General features: G+C 54.7%; 21 protein-coding genes and 5 tRNA genes. 21 read left to right on the forward strand and 5 right to left on the reverse strand.

The window, feature by feature from the left end:
• Window positions 1–50: 50 nt before the first annotated feature.
• Both ACERY3_RS22255 and ACERY3_RS22260 read right to left on the reverse strand, forming a co-directional pair.
• On the reverse strand, window positions 51–1,067 hold the full coding sequence (locus tag ACERY3_RS22255) for a LacI family DNA-binding transcriptional regulator (protein ID WP_023309954.1): 1,017 nt from the start codon (window positions 1,065–1,067) through the stop codon (window positions 51–53).
• 180 nt (window positions 1,068–1,247) lie between these two features.
• On the reverse strand, window positions 1,248–1,910 hold the full coding sequence (locus ACERY3_RS22260) for an OmpA family lipoprotein (protein ID WP_024909080.1): 663 nt from the start codon (window positions 1,908–1,910) through the stop codon (window positions 1,248–1,250).
• Between the two features lie 211 nt (window positions 1,911–2,121).
• On the opposite strand from ACERY3_RS22260, the gene ACERY3_RS22265 reads away from it, so the two are divergent.
• Window positions 2,122–4,401, forward strand: a complete 2,280-nt coding sequence (locus ACERY3_RS22265) for a molybdopterin guanine dinucleotide-containing S/N-oxide reductase (RefSeq protein WP_373226559.1) — start codon at window positions 2,122–2,124, stop codon at window positions 4,399–4,401.
• Here the strand turns inward: ACERY3_RS22265 and ACERY3_RS22270 are convergent.
• Window positions 4,364–4,810 carry an N-acetyltransferase gene (locus tag ACERY3_RS22270; RefSeq protein WP_373226544.1) on the reverse strand — a complete coding sequence of 149 codons (447 nt, stop codon included), beginning with the start codon at window positions 4,808–4,810 and terminating at the stop codon, window positions 4,364–4,366. The two genes, ACERY3_RS22265 and ACERY3_RS22270, sit on opposite strands and share 38 nt — an antisense overlap.
• Window positions 4,788–5,369 (reverse strand): DNA-3-methyladenine glycosylase I, encoded by a 582-nt coding sequence (gene tag / locus ACERY3_RS22275; RefSeq protein ID WP_039261185.1) that lies wholly within the window; start codon window positions 5,367–5,369, stop codon window positions 4,788–4,790. Before tag ends, ACERY3_RS22270 begins: the two co-directional genes overlap by 23 nt.
• Window positions 5,370–5,523: 154 nt before the next feature.
• Between tag and ACERY3_RS22280 the strand changes: the two genes are divergently transcribed.
• From ACERY3_RS22280 to dppF, 9 genes are all read left to right on the forward strand, one after another.
• Window positions 5,524–6,222, forward strand: coding sequence for an autotransporter domain-containing protein (locus tag ACERY3_RS22280; RefSeq protein ID WP_373226546.1), 699 nt, complete (start codon window positions 5,524–5,526; stop codon window positions 6,220–6,222).
• Between the two features lie 238 nt (window positions 6,223–6,460).
• Window positions 6,461–7,663, forward strand: a complete 1,203-nt coding sequence (locus ACERY3_RS22285) for an MFS transporter (protein ID WP_033146995.1) — start codon at window positions 6,461–6,463, stop codon at window positions 7,661–7,663.
• Between the two features lie 239 nt (window positions 7,664–7,902).
• Window positions 7,903–9,597: a kdo(2)-lipid A phosphoethanolamine 7''-transferase gene (eptB, locus tag ACERY3_RS22290; RefSeq protein WP_373226547.1), complete on the forward strand. Its 1,695-nt coding sequence runs from the start codon at window positions 7,903–7,905 to the stop codon at window positions 9,595–9,597.
• Window positions 9,598–9,688: 91 nt separating this feature from the next.
• Window positions 9,689–9,765: transfer RNA gene (locus ACERY3_RS22295), tRNA-Pro, on the forward strand.
• 620 nt (window positions 9,766–10,385) lie between these two features.
• A complete protein-coding gene (dppA, locus tag ACERY3_RS22300) occupies window positions 10,386–11,993 on the forward strand; it encodes a dipeptide ABC transporter periplasmic-binding protein DppA (protein ID WP_033146993.1) in 1,608 nt (535 codons plus the stop codon).
• A 161-nt stretch (window positions 11,994–12,154) separates the two neighbouring features.
• A complete protein-coding gene (gene dppB, locus ACERY3_RS22305; protein ID WP_023334097.1) occupies window positions 12,155–13,174 on the forward strand; it encodes a dipeptide ABC transporter permease DppB in 1,020 nt (339 codons plus the stop codon).
• 9 nt (window positions 13,175–13,183) lie between these two features.
• Complete coding sequence (gene dppC, locus ACERY3_RS22310) at window positions 13,184–14,086, forward strand: dipeptide ABC transporter permease DppC (protein WP_058841892.1); 903 nt, start codon at window positions 13,184–13,186, stop codon at window positions 14,084–14,086.
• Between the two features lie 10 nt (window positions 14,087–14,096).
• Window positions 14,097–15,080, forward strand: coding sequence for a dipeptide ABC transporter ATP-binding protein (dppD, locus tag ACERY3_RS22315; protein ID WP_008502772.1), 984 nt, complete (start codon window positions 14,097–14,099; stop codon window positions 15,078–15,080).
• Window positions 15,077–16,090: a dipeptide ABC transporter ATP-binding subunit DppF gene (gene dppF / locus ACERY3_RS22320; RefSeq protein ID WP_023309965.1), complete on the forward strand. Its 1,014-nt coding sequence runs from the start codon at window positions 15,077–15,079 to the stop codon at window positions 16,088–16,090. The genes dppD and dppF overlap by 4 nt, the downstream gene beginning before the upstream one ends.
• 44 nt (window positions 16,091–16,134) lie before the next feature.
• Here dppF and coaA read toward each other — a convergent pair whose 3' ends face one another.
• Window positions 16,135–17,085 carry a type I pantothenate kinase gene (coaA, locus tag ACERY3_RS22325; RefSeq protein ID WP_021242480.1) on the reverse strand — a complete coding sequence of 317 codons (951 nt, stop codon included), beginning with the start codon at window positions 17,083–17,085 and terminating at the stop codon, window positions 16,135–16,137.
• 317 nt (window positions 17,086–17,402) lie between these two features.
• On the opposite strand from coaA, the gene ACERY3_RS22330 reads away from it, so the two are divergent.
• The 11 genes from ACERY3_RS22330 (at window position 17,403) to rplL (ending at window position 22,820) form a co-directional block, all read left to right on the forward strand.
• Window positions 17,403–17,478 (forward strand) — tRNA-Thr (locus ACERY3_RS22330).
• A gap of 8 nt (window positions 17,479–17,486) precedes the next feature.
• Window positions 17,487–17,571: transfer RNA gene (locus ACERY3_RS22335), tRNA-Tyr, on the forward strand.
• 117 nt (window positions 17,572–17,688) lie between these two features.
• A tRNA-Gly gene (locus tag ACERY3_RS22340) sits at window positions 17,689–17,763 on the forward strand.
• 6 nt (window positions 17,764–17,769) lie between these two features.
• Window positions 17,770–17,845, forward strand: a tRNA-Thr gene (locus ACERY3_RS22345).
• A gap of 118 nt (window positions 17,846–17,963) precedes the next feature.
• Window positions 17,964–19,148 (forward strand): elongation factor Tu, encoded by a 1,185-nt coding sequence (tuf, locus tag ACERY3_RS22350; protein ID WP_023309456.1) that lies wholly within the window; start codon window positions 17,964–17,966, stop codon window positions 19,146–19,148.
• Between the two features lie 228 nt (window positions 19,149–19,376).
• On the forward strand, window positions 19,377–19,760 hold the full coding sequence (gene secE, locus ACERY3_RS22355) for a preprotein translocase subunit SecE (protein ID WP_014068449.1): 384 nt from the start codon (window positions 19,377–19,379) through the stop codon (window positions 19,758–19,760).
• Between the two features lies 1 nt (window position 19,761).
• Entirely contained in the window at window positions 19,762–20,307 is a 546-nt protein-coding gene (nusG, locus tag ACERY3_RS22360; protein ID WP_002438628.1) for a transcription termination/antitermination protein NusG, read from the forward strand.
• Window positions 20,308–20,462: 155 nt separating this feature from the next.
• Entirely contained in the window at window positions 20,463–20,891 is a 429-nt protein-coding gene (gene rplK / locus ACERY3_RS22365) for a 50S ribosomal protein L11 (RefSeq protein WP_008503452.1), read from the forward strand.
• A 3-nt stretch (window positions 20,892–20,894) separates the two neighbouring features.
• Window positions 20,895–21,599, forward strand: a complete 705-nt coding sequence (gene rplA / locus ACERY3_RS22370) for a 50S ribosomal protein L1 (RefSeq protein WP_006810530.1) — start codon at window positions 20,895–20,897, stop codon at window positions 21,597–21,599.
• Between the two features lie 291 nt (window positions 21,600–21,890).
• Complete coding sequence (gene rplJ, locus ACERY3_RS22375; protein ID WP_001207203.1) at window positions 21,891–22,388, forward strand: 50S ribosomal protein L10; 498 nt, start codon at window positions 21,891–21,893, stop codon at window positions 22,386–22,388.
• 66 nt (window positions 22,389–22,454) lie between these two features.
• Window positions 22,455–22,820: a 50S ribosomal protein L7/L12 gene (gene rplL, locus ACERY3_RS22380; protein ID WP_006176746.1), complete on the forward strand. Its 366-nt coding sequence runs from the start codon at window positions 22,455–22,457 to the stop codon at window positions 22,818–22,820.
• The last annotated feature ends 123 nt before the right edge of the window (window positions 22,821–22,943 follow it).

Consider the following 22,943-nt stretch of genomic DNA (forward strand, 5'->3'; position numbering starts at 1 on the left):
CAAAGAAAAGGTCACGATGTTGAATTTATGATCGGTATCACAAGGGAAAATTAACGCGCCGTGGAGCCGCGAACGATCAGCTCGCCGGAGAAGACCTGCTCGCGAACGGCATCGCTGGTGCCTTCAATGCGGCGAACCACTTGTTCAACAGCAGCATAGCCAATCTGCCAGGTGGGCTGTTTGAGTGTCGTAATGCCGACGCCCGCCAGCTCCGCCCACTCCAGTTCATCAAACCCCAGCAGACCGATATCGCTGCCCCAGTGCAGGCCAATGCGCTTGAGCGAGCGGGCGACCTGAAGCGTCAGCGCCCCGTTTGCGGAGATAACGGCTTTGCGCATCCCGCGATGGCGCGTGTGGAACTGGCGCAGGGTGTTGTCGAGCTGGTCGGCTTCGTGAAGCGGCGTTTCGGCATTTTCGGCGATCACGCCGGGATATCGCTCCAGCGTGGTGCGAAATGCGCTCAGGCGCTCGCGACGGGTATTGACCATCCCTAACGGTTCGCTCAGAAACAGAATGGCCTCGAAGCCCTGTTCGATCAGATGTTCGGTGGCGGTCGTGGCGGCCTGGGTGTTATCCAGCCCGACCACATCGCAGGCAAATTCCGGGATTTTACGGTCGATGAGGACCATGGGCAGGGAGGATTGCTGCAGGCGATTTAAACCCTCTTCCCGCATGCCCACCGCGTTAACCACAATCCCTTCGACCTGATAGCTGCGCAGCAGATCGAGGTAATGCAGCTCCTGGTCGACTTCGTTGTTGGTATTACAGACCAGCGGCGTGAAGCCCTTCTCGCGACAGGCGGCTTCAATACCGCTGAGGACGTTAACGGAATAGGGGTTGGTGATATCGGCGATGATAAGCCCGATAAGGCGGGTGCGGCCGCGTTTGAGCCCGCGCGCCATGAGGCTGGGACGGTAGTCGAGATCGGCAATGGCCTGTTCAATACGCGCCAGCAATGCGTCGGACAGCAGGTGTTTCTCGCCGTTAAGGTAGCGCGAAATGCTGGTTTTACCGGTTTTAGCGGCTTTCGCCACGTCGCTGATGGTGGCCCGGGCTGGTTTGCTCATCGCTGATTTCCTTGAATTTAGTGAGAATACCTTAACGGGAAAATCAGACGAATCAAGTAATTTGCCCGGTGGCGCTGCGCTTACCGGAGGGTGCGGTCTGGTGCCCTCACCCCAACCCTCTCCCACGGGAGAGGGTGCCACCACTAAAAACGGCAACGAGCGTTGCCGTTTTGCTTTTACCTACTGAATTGGGCTTAACGTAATCTCAACGCGGCGGTTCTGCGCTTTGCCTTCCGCCGTGCTGTTGCTGGCGATAGGGTTGGCAGGGCCCATGCCGCTGGTGCGGATGCGGTTGGCTTCAACGCCCTGGGTGATCAGCGAGCTGGCTACGGCATCGGCGCGCTGCTGGGACAGACGCATGTTCAGATCCTGGCTGCCGGTGCTGTCGGTGTAGCCCATCACGTTCACGGCGGTCTTGTTGTACTCTTTCAGCACCATCGCCACGCCGGTGAGCGTGTTCGCGCCCGCGGGTTTCAGCGTTGCGCTGCTGCTGTCGAAGGTCACGTTGTTCGGCATATTCAGGATGATGTTATCGCCGCTGCGCGTCACGCTCACGCCGGTTCCCTTCATTTTGTCGCGCAGCTTCGCTTCCTGCACGTCCATGTAATAGCCAACGCCGCCGCCCAGTGCCGCGCCCGCCGCTGCGCCAATCAGCGCGCCTTTACCGCGGTCTTTCTTGGAGGAGGAGAGCGCCCCCACGCCTGCGCCGACCAGCGAGCCGATACCCGCGCCAATGCCGGATTTACCCGCTTCACGCTCACCGGTGTAAGGGTTAGTTGTGCAGCCAGAAACAGCCAGTGCACCGCTCACCAGAGCGGCAATAACGAGTACGCGTTTTTTCATCTTCTTTCCTTAATCCTTTTTATTCTTTGCCACGGCGAGCGTGGCAGTTGATTATGACGTCCAGATACGGAGAAAATTCCGGGTATAACTCTGAAATTTGTGACAAACCATAAACTGCCTCAGAAAGAAGGCCGTAAACCTGCACGCAACCAGGAGCGCACGCTTGAGCACCTCAACGAAAACCATTCTGACCGCCGCCCACTGGGGGCCGATGCTGGTCGAAACCGATGGCGAAAATGTTCTGTCGTCCCGCGGGGCACTGCCAACCCAACATCCCAACTCGTTACAGACCGTCGTTCGCGATCAGGTGCACAGCAAAACGCGCGTGCGCTGGCCGATGGTGCGTAAAGGTTTTCTGGCCTCGCCGGATAAACCGCAGGGGATCCGCGGTCAGGATGAGTTTGTTCGCGTGAGCTGGGATGACGTGCTGGCGCTGATCCACGCCCAGCATAAGCGCATTCGCGACACTTACGGTCCGTCGTCCATTTTTGCCGGCTCCTACGGCTGGCGTTCGAACGGCGTGCTGCACAAGGCCTCGACGCTGCTGCAGCGCTACATGAGCCTGGCGGGAGGCTATACCGGTCATCTCGGGGATTACTCCACCGGCGCGGCGCAGGCGATCATGCCGTACGTCGTAGGGGGGAACGAAGTGTACCAGCAGCAGACCAGCTGGCCGCTGGTGCTGGCGCATACCGACGTGGTGGTGCTCTGGAGCGCCAACCCGCTCAATACGCTGAAAATTGCCTGGAATGCCAGCGACGAGCAGGGGATTGGGTATTTCGACGCGCTGCGCAAAAGCGGCAAGCGCATCATCTGCATTGACCCGATGCGCTCTGAAACCATGGATTTCTTCGGCGACAGCGCCGAGTGGATTGCCCCCCATATGGGCACCGACGTGGCGATGATGCTGGGGATCGCCCATACGCTGGTAGAAAACGGCTGGCACGATGTTGAATTCCTGACGCGCTGTACCACCGGCTTCGATAAATTCGCCGACTACCTGACGGGCCAATCCGATGGGGTGGCGAAAACGGCAGCGTGGGCGGCAGATATTTGCGGCGTTCCTGCGGATAAAATCCGCGAACTGGCGGCGTTGTTCCATAAAAATACCACCATGTTAATGTCCGGCTGGGGAATGCAGCGTCAGCAGTTTGGCGAGCAAAAACACTGGATGCTGGTAACGCTTGCCGCAATGCTTGGGCAGATCGGCACGCCGGGCGGGGGTTTTGGTCTCTCCTATCACTTTGCAAACGGCGGTAACCCGACGCGTAAAGCGGCGGTGCTGGCGTCTCTGCAAGGCTCGGTGCAGGGCGGCGTCGATGCCGTGGATAAAATCCCGGTGGCGCGTATTGTTGAAGCCCTGGAAAACCCGGGCGGTTTCTATCAGCACAACGGTCTGGACCGCCACTTCCCGGACATTAAATTTGTCTGGTGGGCGGGCGGGTCGAACTTCACGCACCATCAGGATACCAACCGCCTGATCCGCGCCTGGCAAAAGCCGGAGCTGGTGGTGATTTCCGAGTGCTTCTGGACCGGCTCGGCTAAGCATGCAGATATTGTCCTGCCAGCGACCACCTCGTTTGAGCGTAACGATCTCACTATGACCGGCGACTACAGCAACCAGCATATGGTCCCGATGAAGCGCGTAGTGGCCCCGCGAGACGAAGCGCGTGATGATTTTGACGTGTTTGCTGAACTGAGCGAGCTGTGGGAAGCGGGCGGTCGCGAGCGTTTTACCGAGGGGAAAAGCGATCTGCAATGGCTGGAAACCTTCTACCAGATTGCCGGCCAGCGCGGCGCAGTGCAGGGCGTGACGCTTCCGCCATTTGCCGAATTCTGGGAAGCGAACCAGATCGTCGAGATGCCGGAGAGCGAACAGAACGCGAAGTTTGTCCGTTTTGCCGATTTCCGCCGCGACCCCGAGAACCACCCGCTGAAAACCGAGAGCGGAAAGATCGTGATCCACAGCGAGCGCATCGCCAGCTTTGGCTATGCCGACTGCCCGCCACACCCTATGTGGCTCGAGCCGGACGAGTGGCACGGCAACGCCCAGCCGGAACAGCTGCAGGTGTTGTCTGCGCATCCCGCGCACCGTCTGCACAGCCAGCTTAACTATACGTCTCTGCGCGAGCAGTATGCGGTCGCCGGGCGAGAGCCGATCACGCTGAATACCCTCGATGCGAAAGCCCGAGGGATTGCGGACGGCGACGTGGTGCGCGTCTGGAACTCGCGCGGGCAGGTGCTGGCAGGGGCGGTGGTGAGCGACGGAATTAAACCGGGCGTGATCTGCATTCATCAGGGCGCATGGCCCGACCTTGAGCCCGCCGAGGGAGGGATCTGTAAAAACGGGGCGGTTAACGTGCTGACCAAAGATCTCCCCAGCTCGAAGCTGGGGAATGGCTGCGCAGGGAACACGGCGCTGGCCTGGGTAGAAAAATATCAGGGACCCGAGCTTACCTTAACGGCGTTTGATCCGCCTGCCAGCTCATGATCCACGTCGGGTGCTGGGTATCATCCTGCCAGGCGCTGTCTTCAATGCGAAAGCCCTGAGCATGGTAGAAATTCACCGCCCGCACATTTTTCTGATATACCTCAAGCGTTAAATGCGGGAAGCGCTGTTGAACATGGTTCAGCAGCGCGCGCCCGATGCCTTTCCCGATGCATGACGGTGCGACAAACAGCGCGCCGACAAACTGAGACTGCATCACGCTGATAAATCCGTATGGCTCGCCATCCTGTTTCCAGACCCAGGTTTCCGCCGACGGCAGGTAAACGTCCCGCACCATGGCCTCGTTCTCTTTCCAGTAACCCGGCTCGATAAACGGATGCGCTTCCGTGGTGCTTTCAAGCCACAGGCTCAAAAGCGGCGCGGTATTCTCACTTTGCCATTTGCGGATCATGATGGCCTCCCGGATGACAGAAGCAGCCGGTAACGTGGTCGTTGACCAGGCCACAGGCCTGCATAAAGGCGTAGCAGATGGTGGAACCGACAAACTTAAAGCCGCGTTTTTTCAGGGCCTTCGAGAGCGCATCCGAGGCCGGGGTAGAGGCCGGGATTTCCGCGAGCGAGGCGGCCTGTGTGACCTGCGGATCGTTGTTCACAAACGTCCAGACAAAATCTGAAAATGATTCGCCGTTTTGCTCCATTGCCAGGTAAGCGCGTGCGTTACCGATGATGGCCTGGATCTTACCGCGATGACGGATAATACCGGCGTCCTGCACCAGGCGTTCCACGTCTTCATCGGTCATCGCGGCGACGGCGACAGGATCGAACTGGTGGAAGGCGTTGCGGTAGTTTTCGCGTTTCTTCAGTACCGTAATCCAGGACAACCCCGCCTGCTGGCCCTCCAGGCAGATCATCTCAAAGAGTTTTTTGCCATCCGTTTCCGGCACGCCCCATTCCCGATCGTGATAGTCGATATAAAGCTGATCCTGGCTCACCCAACCGCAACGTTCCATCCGTCATCTCCCTTATTGATACTGATTTCGCAAAATTTTCATTCTGACTGGCTTGACGTGTTTACTATAAAGACAATAGTTAATACAAGGGCTATAAGCTCTTCCTGAATAACGACAAATATCGCCGAATTCGGCTCTCTCTGGGGTCGCGTTGATGATGATAAAAAAAATCAGTGGTCGCCATGCTGCTTCTGGCCTGGTGGGGATTTCAGCCTGCCTGTTTTTTTGTAATACAGCGTCTGCCTGGCAACAGGAATATATCGTTTCAGACGCCCAAAATAATACGGCGGAACGCTATACATGGGACGCGGATCACCAACCGCGTTATGAGGATATTCTGGCTGAGCGTATTCAGTCTTCGCAAAACGCGCCGGGTCTGGCCCTGAATATACCGTCTGGCAGCACGACGGAGGGGGCAATGAGCGTGGGCTGGAATTTTCCGGTTTCAGCGCGTATCACCACCGGCCCGGTAGTGGCGTGGCGGTACGACGGCACGGCTCCCATGATGATCAACGAGTTTGGTGATAGCGCGTCGACGCAGGCACTTACCGACCCGCTCTGGCATGCCAGCGTCAGCACGCTGGGGTGGCGCGTGAATACCCAGTATGGCGATCTCCGTCAGTGGGCGCAGATTAGCTATAACCAGCAGTTTGGTGAAAACCAGTGGAAATCGCAGTTTGGCATGCCGCAAACGCCAGCCCCTGCCCAAAACGGTAGCTGGATGGACGTCACCGTGGGAACGGATATTCCTTTTAATACGCACGTGGCGGCCTATGCGTCGCTGGCTCAGGGGGAGCACACCACCACCGGTGAGGAGTTTTTATACACCCTCGGCGTTAGCGCAAATTTCTAGAGTTGTTACTTTTTTAAACGTTACGATAACATCTCGAATACAACAACCACGGGCTTTACAGCGATAGCGTATACTAACACGCTGTCGCTTTATTCTCGGGCCAGGCCATTCATTCCTGATTCCAGGCATTTCATTCCGTTCCGCCTGCATTTCATGCCGTTTTACCCCAGGCGTATTAAGGTTTTGTTTATCGTTGTCCTCAGCGAACTTCCTTAATTTCTCTTGCAGGACAACTGCCATGAACACATCAACTTATAACCGCACGCGCTGGCTCACGCTCTTTGGCACCATCGTCACCCAGTTTGCGCTGGGGTCGGTCTATACCTGGAGCCTGTTTAACAGCGCGCTTTCCGACAAACTCGGCGCGCCGGTCAGCCAGGTTGCGTTCTCCTTTGGTCTGCTGAGCCTGGGTCTGGCGATTTCGTCTTCCGTCGCGGGCAAGCTGCAGGAGCGTTTTGGCGTGAAGCGTGTGACCATGGCGTCCGGCATTCTGCTGGGTTTGGGCTTTTTCCTGACGGCGCATTCCAGCAACCTGATGATGCTGTGGCTGAGCGCCGGCGTGCTGGTGGGTCTGGCCGATGGCGCAGGTTACCTGCTGACCCTGTCGAACTGCGTGAAGTGGTTCCCGGAGCGTAAAGGCTTAATCTCCGCGTTCGCCATCGGCTCTTATGGCCTGGGCAGCCTCGGGTTCAAATTTATCGACTCCCATCTGCTGGCGTCCGTTGGCCTCGAAAACACCTTTATGATCTGGGGCGCAATCGTGCTGGTGATGATTCTGTTCGGCGCCACGCTGATGACCGATGCGCCGCAGCAGGAGGTCAAATCCGTTAACGGCGTGGTGGAGAACGACTTCACTCTCGCGCAGTCCATGCGTAAACCACAGTACTGGATGCTGGCGGTGATGTTCCTGACGGCCTGCATGAGCGGACTGTATGTTATCGGCGTGGCGAAGGATATCGCACAGGGGATGGTGAAGCTGGATGCGGCCACGGCGGCGAACGCGGTGACGGTCATCTCCATTGCCAACCTCTCCGGTCGTCTGGTGCTCGGTATTCTGTCTGACAAAATTGCCCGCATCCGTGTGATTACGATTGGGCAGGTGGTTTCGCTGGTCGGCATGGCGGCGCTGCTGTTCGCTCCGCTGAATGAAGCCACCTTCTTTGCGGCGATTGCCTGCGTGGCCTTTAACTTCGGCGGCACTATTACCGTCTTCCCGTCACTGGTAAGCGAGTTCTTTGGCCTGAACAATCTGGCGAAAAATTACGGCGTTATCTATCTTGGCTTCGGGATCGGCAGCATCTGCGGCTCGCTGATTGCCTCCCTGTTCGGCGGGTTCTACGTGACCTTCTGCGTCATATTTGCCCTGCTGATTATCTCGCTGGCGCTCTCGACCACGATTCGCCAGCCGCAGCGTGAAGTATTCAAAGAAGCGCACGCGTAAGCAGTATGAAAGAGGCCTCTGCGGCCTCTTTTTTCTTTATGCGAGACGCTTCCCGTCTCGATATTTTGTAAAAATTTATACCGATCACACTCTCTGCTGCCACTTTTCTCTCCCGCTGTGGTCTACTTATCGCGCTTGTAGACGTTTCTAATAACGCTTCCTTACGCATTTACGTACTCTGTCCGCTTTCTCTTTGAGATTCGTCGGGTTTTTATACCCCTTCCCCCAGGGTTGTTTGCATGAAATACATTAGGTCTCTTACCCAGCAAAGATTGTGTCTGATGCTGGCTGTCTATATCGGATTATTTCTGAATGGCGCGGTACTGTTCAGAAGAGTGGAAGGTTATTTTGAACACCTTACCGTGAGTAATGGTATTTTTGCCGCCATTGAAGTGTTCGGCTCCGTCCTCGCTACCTTCTTCCTCTTACGCCTGCTGTCCCTTTTTGGCCGACGTACCTGGCAAATTTTGGCCTCGCTGGTGGTGATTATTTCCGCCGCCGCAAGCTATTACATGACCTTTATGAACGTGGTCATTGGGTACGGTATCGTTGCCTCGGTGATGACCACGGATATCGATCTCTCGAAAGAGGTGGTAGGGAAAGGCTTTATCGTCTGGACAGTTTTAACCTGTCTGATACCGCTGTTCTTTATCTGGAACAATACGTGCCGCTATACGCTGTTACGCCAGCTGCGCACGCGTGGACAGCGGATCCGCAATATCGTCGTTGTCCTGCTGGCCGGACTGCTGGTATGGGCGCCAATCCGCCTGATGGAAACGCAGCAAAAACGCGTCGAAAAAGCGACGGGCGTGGATATGCCAAGCTATGGCGGCGTGGTGGCAAACTCCTATTTGCCGTCTAACTGGCTGTCAGCGTTAGGTCTGTATGCCTGGGCGCAGGCGGACGAATCCAGTGATGTGAAATCGCTGATTAATCCACTGAAAAAATTCACCTACCAGCCGCCAGCCGACGGGATTGATGATACGTACGTCGTCTTCGTCATCGGTGAAACGACGCGCTGGGATCATATGGGTATTCTCGGCTATAACCGGGATACCACGCCAAAGCTGGCGCAGGAGAAAAACCTGGTGGCTTACCGTGGCTACTCCTGCGATACCGCAACCAAGCTCTCGCTGCGCTGTATGTTTGTGCGTGAAGGCGGTGCAAGCGATAACCCGCAACGCACGCTGAAAGAGCAGAACGTGTTTGCCGTGCTGAAGCAGCTTGGGTTTAGCTCAGACCTGTTCGCTATGCAAAGTGAGATGTGGTTCTACACCAACACGCTGGCAGATAACATCGCGTACCGCGAGCAGATTGGCGCAGAGCCGCGTAACCGCGGTAAAAACGTCGACGACATGCTGCTGCTGGAAGAGATGTCGCAATCCCTCAAGAACCATCCGCAGGGCAAGCATCTGGTTATTCTGCATACCAAAGGGTCGCATTACAGCTACTACCAGCGCTACACGCGTGATTTTGCGAAGTGGCAGCCTGAGTGCGTGGGCATTAATAAAGACTGCAGCAAGCAGGAGCTGATCAACGCCTACGATAACTCGGTGCTGTACGTGGATACCTTCCTGAGCCGGGTGATCGACCAGCTGCGCGATAAAAAAGCGATTGTGATTTACGCGGCAGACCACGGTGAATCCATCAATGAGAAAGAGCACCTGCACGGTACGCCGCGCAAGCTGGCACCGCCGGAGCAGTTCCGCGTGCCGATGATCATGTGGATGTCGGATAAGTATCTTGAAAATCCGGAGAAGGCGAAGATGTTTGCTCAGCTGAAAAAAGAGGCGGAGATGAAGGTGCCGCGTCGTCACGTTGAGCTGTACGACACCATTATGGGTTGTCTCGGCTATACCTCACCGAATGGTGGGATTAACGAAAACAACAACTGGTGTAAAGTCCCTGATAACAGCGTAAAAGCCGCGCAGTAGCTGCCCTGGCGAGAATATCGCCAGTTGAATGGCTTTTTGAAAATAAGGGATTGACGGGGGCGCACCTCAGCAGTAAGATGCGCTCCGCATTCGGCGAGTAGCGCAGCTTGGTAGCGCAACTGGTTTGGGACCAGTGGGTCGGAGGTTCGAATCCTCTCTCGCCGACCACATTCTGAAAAGGGCTAACCGCAAGGTTAGCCCTTTTTGCATTATGATCTTATCCCGTCAGAGTATCCAAAACGCCCCTTAGGCCTGCTTCTCCCTGCCTGTTAACGATTTTGTGACATAATCCATTGTATTTTTTTATATATAGATTGATCTTTTTTCGCGTTGCTTATGGATAACCTCAGCATTTTTCGCTGTGCGTTTTAACGTTCGCGGTATTTAGTGCTCAGATAATCACCATTCTGCAAGAAAATTTACCCATTCTGAATAAAAGTTAATCACTGATTGTTGCGAAATATGAAGAGACTTGTGCTGCAAGATAGCGAGTAGCATAAATTTCCCTGCTGAAAACTGGCATGCATAGTTTTTTTAATCTTTGTTTGCGGTTTCTCACACTCAGCGTAAATCCCCGTCACCTGTATTGACGTTTTCACATTCTGTTGACAGATTGTAGGGCATGAGGGGCATTTCAGGGACGATCTGCGCTGCAACTCAAACGCTCTTCTGAAAGGATTCTCCATCCCTTTAAAGCCTTCGGGCATCACCGACTGGACCGGGTAAAAAATAAATAAAGGTCTGGCGGCGTAACACAACAAAGCAAAACATCACATTGGAGCAGAATAATGAGTATTTCCTTGAAGAAGTCAGGGATGCTGAAGCTTGGTCTGAGCCTGGTGGCTATGACCGTGGCAGCAAGCGTACAGGCAAAAACCCTGGTTTACTGTTCTGAAGGCTCGCCGGAAGGCTTTAACCCACAGCTCTTTACCTCTGGTACGACTTACGACGCAAGCTCTGTACCGATCTATAACCGTCTGGTTGAATTCAAAACCGGTACCACGGAAGTGATTCCGGGTCTGGCCGAGAAGTGGGACGTCAGCGAAGACGGCAAAACCTATACCTTCCACCTGCGCCAGGGCGTGAAGTGGCAGGACAGCAAAGAATTCAAACCAACGCGCGACTTTAACGCCGACGACGTTGTGTTCTCCTTCGACCGTCAGAAAAACGCTCAGAACCCGTACCACAAAGTGTCTGGCGGCAGCTATGAATACTTCGAAGGGATGGGTCTGCCTGACCTGATTGCTGAAGTGAAAAAAGTGGACGATAAAACGGTTCAGTTCGTGCTGACGCGTCCGGAAGCGCCATTCCTGGCTGACCTGGCCATGGACTTCGCCTCAATTCTGTCCAAAGAGTATGCGGACAACATGCTGAAAGCCGGTACGCCGGAAAAAGTTGACCTGAACCCAATCGGTACCGGTCCATTCCAGCTGCTGCAGTACCAGAAAGACTCCCGCATTCTGTATAAAGCGTTCGAAGGCTATTGGGGCACCAAGCCGCAGATCGACCGTCTGGTCTTCTCCATCACGCCTGATGCGTCAGTGCGTTATGCAAAACTGCAGAAAAACGAATGCCAGGTAATGCCGTACCCGAACCCGGCTGATATCGCCCGCATGAAGCAGGACAAGAATATCAACCTGCTGGAGCAGGCTGGCCTGAACGTGGGCTATCTCTCCTTCAACACCGAGAAGAAACCGTTTGATGACGTGAAAGTACGTCAGGCGCTGACCTACGCGGTGAACAAAGAAGCGATTATCAAGGCGGTTTACCAGGGCGCTGGCGTTGCTGCCAAAAACCTGATCCCACCAACCATGTGGGGCTATAACGACGACGTTAAAGACTACACCTACGATCCTGAGAAAGCGAAAGCGCTGCTGAAAGAAGCGGGCCAGGATAAAGGCTTTACCGTTGAGCTGTGGGCGATGCCGGTACAGCGTCCGTACAACCCGAACGCACGCCGTATGGCGGAAATGGTTCAGGCTGACTGGGCTAAAGTTGGCGTTCAGGCCAAGATTGTGACCTACGAGTGGGGCGAGTACCTGAAGCGCGCCAAAGCGGGTGAGCACCAGGCGGTAATGATGGGCTGGACCGGTGATAACGGGGATCCGGACAACTTCTTCGCCACCCTGTTCAGCTGCGCGGCGGCGAAAGACGGTTCTAACTACTCTCGCTGGTGCTACAAGCCGTTTGAAGACCTGATCCAGCCGGCGCGTGCGACCGACGATCACAACAAACGTATTGAACTGTACAAGCAGGCTCAGGTTGTTATGCACGATCAGGCTCCGGCGCTGATTGTTGCTCACTCCACCGTGTACGAGCCAGTGCGTAAAGAAGTGAAGGGCTACGTGGTTGATCCACTGGGCAAACACCACTTCGAAAACGTATCTGTTGAATAATAAGTAGGGTGTTCTCCCTCTCCCTCTGGGAGAGGGCAGGGGTGAGGGGATGCATGCACGCCCTTCACCCTAACCCTCTCCCGCCAGGAGAGGGAATTTACATTTGTGAGCAATACAGACGTCACGCCACTGGTCGTGCGTCATCAGAGAGAATCCGGGTTATGTTGCAGTTCATCCTCCGACGTCTGGGACTTGTTATCCCCACGTTTATCGGTATCACCCTTCTCACTTTTGCCTTCGTCCATATGATCCCCGGCGACCCGGTAATGATTATGGCGGGCGAGCGTGGTATTTCCCCTGAGCGCCATGCACAGCTGCTGGCGGAACTCGGTCTCGATAAGCCGATGTGGCAGCAGTACCTCCACTATATCTGGGGCGTGTTGCACGGTGATTTAGGGATTTCGCTGAAAAGCCGTCTTCCGGTGTGGGACGAGTTCGTGCCGCGTTTTAAAGCGACGCTGGAGCTTGGCGTCTGCGCCATGATTTTCGCCACTGCGGTGGGTATTCCTGTCGGGGTACTGGCTGCCGTCAAGCGTGGCTCTATTTTTGACCACACCGCCGTGGGCCTGGCGCTGACCGGCTACTCCATGCCTATCTTCTGGTGGGGCATGATGCTGATCATGCTGGTGTCGGTGCAGCTTAACCTGACACCGGTCTCCGGGCGCGTCAGCGATATGGTCTTCCTGGATGACTCCAACCCGCTCACCGGCTTTATGCTGATCGATACGGCTATCTGGGGCGAAGAGGGCAACTTCATTGATGCCGTGGCGCACATGATCCTGCCTGCCATGGTGCTGGGCACCATTCCTCTGGCGGTGATCGTGCGAATGACCCGTTCATCGATGCTGGAAGTGCTGGGTGAGGATTATATCCGCACCGCGCGCGCCAAGGGCCTGACGCGTATGCGCGTCATCATCGTCCATGCGCTGCGTAATGCCATGCTGCCGGTGGTGACCGTTATCGGCCTTCAGGTGGGGACGTTGCTGGCGGGGGCGATCCTGACCGAAACCATCTTCTCCTGGCCGGGCCTTGGACGCTGGCTGATTGACGCGCTGCAACGCCGTGACTATCCGGTTGTGCAGGGCGGTGTACTGCTGGTCGCGACGATGATTATCCTCGTCAACCTGCTGGTCGATTTGCTGTACGGCGTGGTGAACCCGCGTATTCGTCATAAGAAGTAAGGGACCATCATGTCACAAGTCACTCAAAATAAAGTGGTCGCTGCACCGGTTCCTATGACGCCGCTGCAGGAATTCTGGCACTACTTCAGGCGCAATAAAGGCGCGGTGGTAGGGCTGGTGTATGTCGTAATCATGATCCTGATTGCGGTGTTTGCGAACTTCCTCGCACCGTATAACCCGGCGGACCAGTTCCGCGATGCGCTGCTCGCGCCGCCTGCGTGGCAGGATGGCGGTAGCCTGACGCACCTGCTGGGTACCGATGACGTGGGCCGCGACGTGCTGTCGCGTCTGATGTACGGCGCGCGCCTGTCGCTGCTGGTCGGCTGTCTCGTTGTTGTGCTGTCGCTGATCATGGGCGTTGTACTCGGCCTGGTTGCCGGTTACTTCGGCGGCATCGTTGATAACATCATCATGCGTATCGTCGACATCATGCTGGCGCTGCCAAGCCTGCTGCTGGCGCTGGTGCTGGTGGCAATCTTCGGCCCGTCGATAGGCAATGCCGCGCTGGCGTTGACCTTCGTGGCGCTCCCTCACTACGTGCGTTTAACCCGTGCGGCGGTGCTGGTGGAAGTGAACCGCGATTACGTCACCGCCTCTCGCGTGGCGGGTGCCGGTGCGATGCGCCAGATGTTCGTGAATATCTTCCCTAACTGCCTGGCGCCGCTGATTGTTCAGGCGTCGCTCGGTTTCTCTAACGCCATTCTTGATATGGCCGCTCTTGGCTTCCTGGGCATGGGTGCGCAGCCGCCAACACCGGAGTGGGGCACCATGCTCTCCGACGTGTTGCAGTTCGCACAAAGCGCCTGGTGGGTTGTCACCTTCCCGGGTCTGGCAATCCTGCTGACGGTGCTGGCATTTAACCTGATGGGTGATGGTCTGCGTGATGCGCTTGATCCCAAACTGAAGCAGTAAGAGGCACGAGATGGCGTTATTAAATGTAGATAAATTATCGGTGCACTTCGGCGACGAAGGCACCCCGTTTCGCGCCGTGGACCGCATCAGCTACAGCGTAAATCAGGGCGAAGTGGTTGGCATTGTCGGGGAGTCCGGTTCCGGTAAGTCAGTGAGCTCGCTGGCGATCATGGGGCTGATTGATTACCCGGGCCGCGTGATGGCGGAAAACCTGCAGTTCAACGGTCAGGATCTGAAGCGCATTTCTGAAAAACAGCGCCGCCAGCTGGTGGGCGCCGAAGTGGCGATGATTTTCCAGGATCCCATGACCAGCCTGAACCCTTGCTACACCGTTGGTTTCCAGATTATGGAAGCGATTAAGGTGCATCAGGGCGGGAATAAGAAAACCCGTCGTCAGCGGGCGATCGATCTGCTGAACCAGGTGGGTATTCCTGATCCGGCATCACGTCTGGACGTTTACCCGCACCAGCTCTCCGGTGGGATGAGCCAGCGCGTGATGATCGCGATGGCGATTGCCTGTCGACCAAAACTGCTGATTGCGGATGAACCTACGACGGCGCTGGATGTGACCATTCAGGCGCAAATCATCGAACTGCTGCTGGAGCTGCAGCAGAAAGAGAATATGGCGCTGGTGCTGATTACGCACGATCTGGCGCTGGTGGCCGAAGCCGCGCACAAAATCATCGTGATGTACGCCGGCCAGGTGGTCGAAACCGGAAATTCACACGATATTTTCCGCGCGCCGCGTCATCCGTATACCCAGGCGCTTTTACGCGCGCTGCCGGAGTTTGCTCAGGACAAAGCGCGTCTGGCGTCGCTGCCGGGTGTGGTACCGGGTAAATATGACCGTCCGCAGGGCTGTCTGCTCAATCCGCGCTGCCCGTATGCGACGGACAAATGCCGGGCAGAAGAGCCAGAGCTTAACCAGCTTGCTGACGGCCGTCAGTCGAAATGCCACTACCCACTCGATGATGCCGGGAGGCCAACACTATGAGTACGCAACAGGCCACCACGCAACAACCGCTGTTGCAGGCCATCGACCTGAAAAAATACTACCCGGTCAAGAAGGGACTGTTTGCCCCTGAACGCCTGGTGAAAGCGCTGGACGGCGTTTCCTTTAACCTCGAACGCGGTAAAACGCTGGCGGTGGTGGGGGAGTCAGGCTGCGGCAAATCCACGCTGGGCCGTCTGCTCACGATGATTGAAGTGCCGACCGGCGGGGAGCTCTATTATCAGGGGCAGGATCTGCTCAAGCACGATCCGCAGGCGCAGAAGCTGCGTCGCCAGAAAATCCAGATTGTGTTCCAGAACCCGTACGGTTCTTTGAACCCGCGTAAAAAAGTGGGGCAGATTCTGGAAGAGCCGCTGCTGATCAACAGTAATCTGAGCAAAGAGCAGCGCCGTGAAAAAGCGCTGGCGATGATGGCGAAGGTCGGCCTCAAAACCGAGCATTACGATCGCTATCCGCACATGTTCTCCGGCGGCCAGCGTCAGCGTATCGCTATTGCGCGCGGGCTGATGCTGGATCCGGACGTGGTGATTGCCGATGAGCCGGTCTCCGCGCTCGACGTATCCGTGCGTGCGCAGGTGCTAAACCTGATGATGGATCTCCAGCAGGAGCTGGGGCTCTCTTACGTGTTCATCTCCCACGACCTGTCGGTGGTTGAGCATATTGCCGATGAAGTGATGGTGATGTACCTGGGGCGCTGCGTGGAGAAGGGGACCAAAGACCAGATCTTTAATAACCCTCGTCACCCGTATACCCAGGCGCTGCTGTCTGCGACGCCGCGTCTGAACCCGGACGATCGTCGTGAGCGTATTAAGCTGACGGGTGAACTGCCAAGCCCGCTGAATCCGCCTCCGGGATGTGCATTCAATGCCCGCTGCAGTCGCCGCTTTGGCCCATGTACCCAGCTCCAGCCGCAGCTGAAGGATTATGGCGGCCAGCTGGTTGCCTGCTTCGCGGTCGATCAGGATGAAAATGGCGAGAAGCCACAGGCATAACGAAAAAAACCGGCGCTAAGCCGGTTTTTTTTATGTCTGCTAGATTATTTCCGCAGGCGAATCTGGTCGACGGCGTGCTTCTCGCTCTTGGTGAGGATCAGGCTTGCACGCTCGCGAGTCGGCAGGATGTTCTCTTTGAGGTTCACGTAGTTGATCTCATTCCACAGCCCCGTCGCCACGTTGATCGCTTCTTCTTCAGAAAGCTGGGCATAGTGGTGGAAATAGGAATCCGGGTCAGTGAACGCCCCCTCGCGGAACTTCAGGAAACGGTTGATGTACCAGTTTTGCAGCAGGTCTTCCGGCGCATCGACATAAATAGAGAAATCGACGAAGTCCGAGACGAATACGTGATGCGGGTCGTGAGGATAGTCCATCCCGCTTTGCAGCACGTTCAGACCTTCCAGAATCAGGATGTCCGGCTGGACCACGGTTTTATCCCCACCCGGGATGCGATCGTAGATCAGGTGCGAATAGACTGGCGCAGTCACGTGCGGCACGCCGGATTTCAGGTCAGAGACAAATTTCACCAGACGGTGCATATCATAAGAAAGCGGGAAACCTTTCTTCTTCATTAGCCCACGTTCTTTTAACACCTCGTTCGGGTGCAGGAAGCCGTCGGTGGTGATCAGCTCCACGCTGCGGTGTTCCGGCCAGCGGCTTAACAGCGCCTGCAGGACGCGCGCGGTGGTACTTTTACCCACGGCCACGCTGCCTGCGATACTAATGATATAAGGAATGCGTTGACCGTTCGTCCCGAGAAACTGCTCCAGCACGGCCTGACGACGCAGGTTCGAGCTGATATAGAAGTTAAGCAAGCGAGAGAGGGGGAGATAAATTTCTGCCACCTCTTCCAGGGACAGATCTTCGTTTATCCCTTTTAACCGTGCGATTTCACCTTCCGTCAGCGTCATAGGGACGGAATCACGCAGGGCAGCCCACTGGCTGCGGTTAAAGTGAAGATAAGGCGTCATTAACGTTTGCTCTTTTTTGCTCATAAGCATGCTTCAGTGAGCCAGCACCACACTGCCGGATCGTGGCTCATCACACAGTTAATTTTGGACAATGGGCAGGAGGTTAACACCAGATGACGGGAATAATAAGAAAAAAGATGGAAAGCGCTGCGTTACGCGGAAGCCGTCACGCTACGGTGAATACGGTGCAAATCACGATGATATGTTGAATATTTGACCTCAAATGACTACTTTTACAGCGTCCGATACGCTGTTCGCATAAAATGTGAGCGAAAGAACGTTTTATGCAAATTTTTAGTTGCATGACCGCGCAGGTATCCATAGAATGCGCGCTACTTGATGCCGACTTAGCTCAGTAGGTAGAGCAACTGACTTGTAATCAGTAGGTCACCAGTTCGATTCCGGTAGTCGGCACCATCAAGTCCGGTGGGGTTCCCGAGCGGCCAAAGGGAGCAGACTGTAAATCTGCCGTCACAGACTTCGAAGGTTCGAATCCTTCCCCCACCACCACTTTCTGGCAGCGTAAATGCCGCCGGAGCTGGTTGGAAAAATTAGCCAGCTCAAACTGAAAAAGAGAGAAATCTCTTTTTTTGTTACAGAAAGAACTGGGTAGCCGAGTTTCAGGATGCGGGCATCGTATAATGGCTATTACCTCAGCCTTCCAAGCTGATGATGCGGGTTCGATTCCCGCTGCCCGCTCCAATACGTGCTGATATGGCTCAGTTGGTAGAGCGCACCCTTGGTAAGGGTGAGGTCCCCAGTTCGACTCTGGGTATCAGCACCACTTCACTTCTCCTTCCCGTTTCTCTCTGTTTCAATTTTACTGTATTCAACAATTCAGGCATTTCGCCTGGTTGATGTGGTGATATCACCGATTTATCCGTGTCTTAGAGGGACAATCGATGTCTAAAGAAAAGTTTGAACGTACAAAACCGCACGTTAACGTCGGTACTATCGGCCACGTTGACCATGGTAAAACAACGCTGACCGCTGCAATCACTACCGTTCTGGCAAAAACCTACGGTGGTTCTGCTCGTGCATTCGACCAGATCGATAACGCACCAGAAGAAAAAGCTCGTGGTATCACCATCAACACCTCTCACGTTGAGTACGACACCCCGACTCGCCACTACGCACACGTAGACTGCCCAGGCCACGCCGACTATGTTAAAAACATGATCACCGGTGCTGCGCAGATGGACGGCGCGATCCTGGTTGTTGCTGCGACTGATGGCCCAATGCCTCAGACTCGTGAGCACATCCTGCTGGGTCGTCAGGTAGGCGTTCCTTTCATCATCGTGTTCCTGAACAAATGCGACATGGTTGATGACGAAGAGCTGCTGGAACTGGTAGAGATGGAAGTTCGTGAACTGCTGTCTCAGTACGATTTCCCGGGCGACGATACCCCAATCGTTCGTGGTTCTGCTCTGAAAGCGCTGGAAGGCGACGCAGAGTGGGAAGCGAAAATCATCGAACTGGCTGGCTTCCTGGATTCTTACATCCCAGAACCAGAGCGTGCGATTGACAAGCCATTCCTGCTGCCAATCGAAGACGTATTCTCCATCTCCGGTCGTGGTACCGTTGTTACCGGTCGTGTAGAGCGCGGTATCATCAAAGTTGGTGAAGAAGTTGAAATCGTTGGTATCAAAGAGACTGCGAAGTCTACCTGTACTGGCGTTGAAATGTTCCGCAAACTGCTGGACGAAGGCCGTGCTGGTGAGAACGTTGGTGTTCTGCTGCGTGGTATCAAACGTGAAGAAATCGAACGTGGTCAGGTTCTGGCGAAGCCAGGCTCAATCAAGCCACACACCAAGTTCGAATCTGAAGTGTACATCCTGTCCAAAGACGAAGGCGGCCGTCATACTCCGTTCTTCAAAGGCTACCGTCCACAGTTCTACTTCCGTACAACTGACGTGACCGGTACCATCGAACTGCCAGAAGGCGTTGAGATGGTAATGCCAGGCGACAACATCAAGATGGTTGTGACTCTGATCCACCCAATAGCGATGGACGACGGTCTGCGTTTCGCAATCCGTGAAGGTGGCCGTACCGTTGGCGCGGGCGTGGTTGCTAAAGTTCTCGGCTAATCGCTGATAACATTTGACGCAATGCGCATGAAAAGGGCATCATTTGATGCCCTTTTTGCACGCTTTCACATCAGAACCTGGCTCATCAGTGATTATTTTTGTCATAATCATTGCTGAGACAGGCTCTGCAGAGAGCGTATAATCCATAAAGGGATTAGCGTTTCGATTTGGCTCGCCTCGCAATCGCGGGGTGAAATTATTTGTAGAATTCTTCTGACAGGTTGGTTTATGAGTGCGAATACCGAAGCTCAAGGGAGCGGGCGCGGCCTGGAAGCGATGAAGTGGGTCGCTGTTGCCGTGCTGCTGATTGTGGCAATCGTTGGCAACTATCTTTATCGTGACATGATGCTGCCGCTCCGCGCGCTGGCAGTGGTGATTCTGATTGCTGCAGCGGGCGGTGTCGCGCTGTTGACGACTAAGGGTAAAGCAACCGTTGCTTTCGCTCGCGAAGCACGTACCGAAGTCCGCAAGGTCATTTGGCCGACTCGCCAGGAAACATTGCACACCACGCTGATCGTGGCTGCAGTGACTGCGGTAATGTCACTGATCCTGTGGGGACTGGATGGTATTCTGGTTCGCCTGGTTTCCTTTATTACTGGCCTGAGGTTCTAAGATGTCTGAAGCCCCTAAAAAGCGTTGGTACGTCGTTCAGGCGTTTTCCGGTTTTGAAGGCCGCGTAGCAACGTCGCTGCGTGAGCATATCAAATTACACAACATGGAAGAGTTATTTGGCGAAGTTATGGTTCCGACCGAAGAAGTGGTTGAGATCCGTGGCGGCCAACGTCGCAAAAGCGAGCGTAAATTCTTCCCGGGTTACGTGCTGGTTCAGATGGTGATGAACGACGCGAGCTGGCACCTGGTGCGCAGCGTACCGCGCGTGATGGGCTTTATCGGCGGCACGTCTGACCGTCCGGCGCCAATCAGCGACAAAGAAGTTGATGCGATTATGAACCGCCTGCAGCAGGTGGGTGATAAGCCGCGTCCGAAAACGCTGTTTGAACCGGGTGAAATGGTTCGTGTTAGCGACGGTCCGTTTGCTGACTTTAACGGTGTGGTTGAAGAAGTGGACTACGAGAAGTCCCGCCTGAAAGTTTCTGTTTCTATCTTCGGTCGTGCGACCCCGGTAGAACTGGACTTTGCGCAGGTCGAAAAAGCCTAAGCAGCGATCAAAAAAGCGGCGATTTAATCGTTGCACAGGGCGCGAGATTGGAATACAATTTCGCGCCTTTTGTTTTTATGGGCCCGGCCCGTAAAACGAATTTTATTCACGGGGAGCCTCCCTGAGGCGCTATCACCCAATCAGAGGATTTTACAATGGCTAAGAAAGTACAAGCCTACGTCAAGCTGCAGGTTGCAGCTGGTATGGCGAACCCAAGTCCACCAGTTGGTCCAGCTCTGGGTCAGCAGGGTGTGAACATCATGGAATTCTGTAAAGCGTTCAACGCCAAAACCGAATCCCTGGAAAAAGGTCTGCCAATCCCAGTCGTAATCACTGTTTACGCTGACCGTTCTTTCACTTTCGTTACCAAAACCCCTCCAGCAGCTGTTCTGCTGAAGAAAGCGGCTGGTATCAAGTCTGGTTCCGGTAAACCGAACAAAGACAAAGTGGGTAAAATTTCCCGCGCTCAGCTGCAGGAAATCGCGCAGACCAAAGCTGCCGACATGACTGGTGCCGACATTGAAGCGATGACTCGCTCAATCGAAGGTACTGCACGTTCCATGGGCCTGGTAGTGGAGGACTAAGAAATGGCTAAACTGACCAAGCGCATGTCCGTGATCCGTGACAAAGTTGATGCGACCAAACAGTACGACATCAACGAAGCTATCGCTCTGCTGAAAGAACTGGCAACTGCTAAGTTCGTTGAAAGCGTTGACGTTGCCGTTAACCTCGGCATCGACGCGCGTAAATCCGATCAGAACGTTCGTGGCGCAACTGTACTGCCACACGGTACTGGCCGTTCCGTTCGCGTAGCTGTATTTGCTCAGGGTGCAAACGCTGAAGCTGCTAAAGCTGCCGGCGCTGAACTGGTAGGTATGGAAGATCTGGCTGATCAGATCAAGAAAGGCGAAATGAACTTTGACGTTGTTATTGCTTCTCCAGATGCAATGCGCGTTGTTGGCCAGCTGGGCCAGGTTCTGGGTCCACGCGGCCTGATGCCTAACCCGAAAGTCGGTACTGTAACTCCTAACGTTGCTGAAGCGGTTAAGAACGCTAAAGCAGGTCAGGTTCGTTATCGTAACGACAAAAACGGCATCATCCACACCACCATCGGTAAAGTGGACTTTGACGCTGACAAACTGAAAGAAAACCTGGAAGCTCTGCTGGTTGCGCTGAAAAAAGCAAAGCCAACTCAGGCGAAAGGCGTGTACATCAAGAAAGTTAGCATCTCCACCACCATGGGTGCAGGTGTTGCAGTTGACCAGGCTGGCCTGAGCGCTGCTGCAAACTAATGCCTTTACGTGGGCGGTGATTTTGTCTACAATCTTACCCCCACGTTTGCTAACGAAAGTTAGCGGCTAAAAGATTTGTTCGTTGGAGCCTGGCCTAATCCAGGCCTCCGTCGAAGACCGCAGGTGTTTCGCAAGAGACTTAATCCCCTGCGTAGACGGTGACAGAACGCTAAGATTATTTTTGGATACTCTGGCTTGTTTCTGCTCACCGTATTAAGACGCTCTTTCCGTTTGGGAGAGTGAAGTGAGTTCCGGAACATGAGTTCCGGCAAACATCCAGGAGCAAAGCTAATGGCTTTAAATCTTCAAGACAAACAAGCGATTGTTGCTGAAGTCAGCGAAGTAGCCAAAGGCGCGCTGTCTGCAGTAGTTGCGGATTCCCGTGGCGTTACTGTAGACAAAATGACTGAACTGCGTAAAGCAGGTCGTGAAGCTGGCGTATACATGCGTGTTGTTCGTAACACCCTGCTGCGTCGCGTAGTTGAAGGTACTCAGTTCGAGTGCCTGAAAGACACGTTTGTTGGTCCGACCCTGATTGCATACTCTATGGAACACCCGGGCGCTGCTGCTCGTCTGTTCAAAGAGTTCGCGAAAGCGAATGCAAAATTTGAGGTCAAAGCTGCAGCCTTTGAAGGTGAGTTGATCCCGGCATCGCAAATCGATCGCCTGGCAACCCTGCCGACCTACGAAGAAGCAATTGCACGCCTGATGGCAACCATGAAAGAAGCTTCGGCTGGCAAACTGGTTCGCACTCTGGCTGCTGTTCGCGATGCGAAAGAAGCTGCTTAATCGCAGTTATCTTTATAAAGCATTTGCTTACGTATAAACTTATTCTGATTTTCAGGAACAATTTAAATGTCTATCACTAAAGATCAAATCATTGAAGCAGTTGCAGCTATGTCCGTAATGGACGTTGTAGAACTGATTTCTGCAATGGAAGAAAAATTCGGTGTTTCTGCTGCTGCTGCTGTAGCTGTAGCTGCGGGCCCGGCTGAAGCTGCTGAAGAAAAAACTGAATTCGACGTAATTCTGAAAGCTGCTGGCGCTAACAAAGTTGCTGTTATCAAAGCAGTACGTGGCGCAACTGGCCTGGGTCTGAAAGAAGCTAAAGACCTGGTAGAATCTGCTCCAGCTGCGCTGAAAGAAGGCGTGAGCAAAGACGACGCAGAAGCACTGAAAAAATCTCTGGAAGAAGCTGGCGCTGAAGTTGAAGTTAAATAAGCCAACTTTTCTGGTTGCAGCCTGAGTAATTAGGCTGATGGCTGGTGACTTTTTAGTCACCAGCCTTTTTGCGCTGTAAGGCATCAGTAGCATTTCACACTGTTTGACTGCTGATTGTCCTGA

Source organism: Enterobacter cloacae complex sp. ESBL7, assembly GCF_041679625.1.
GTDB classification, from domain to species: Bacteria; Pseudomonadota; Gammaproteobacteria; order Enterobacterales; family Enterobacteriaceae; genus Enterobacter; species Enterobacter asburiae_B.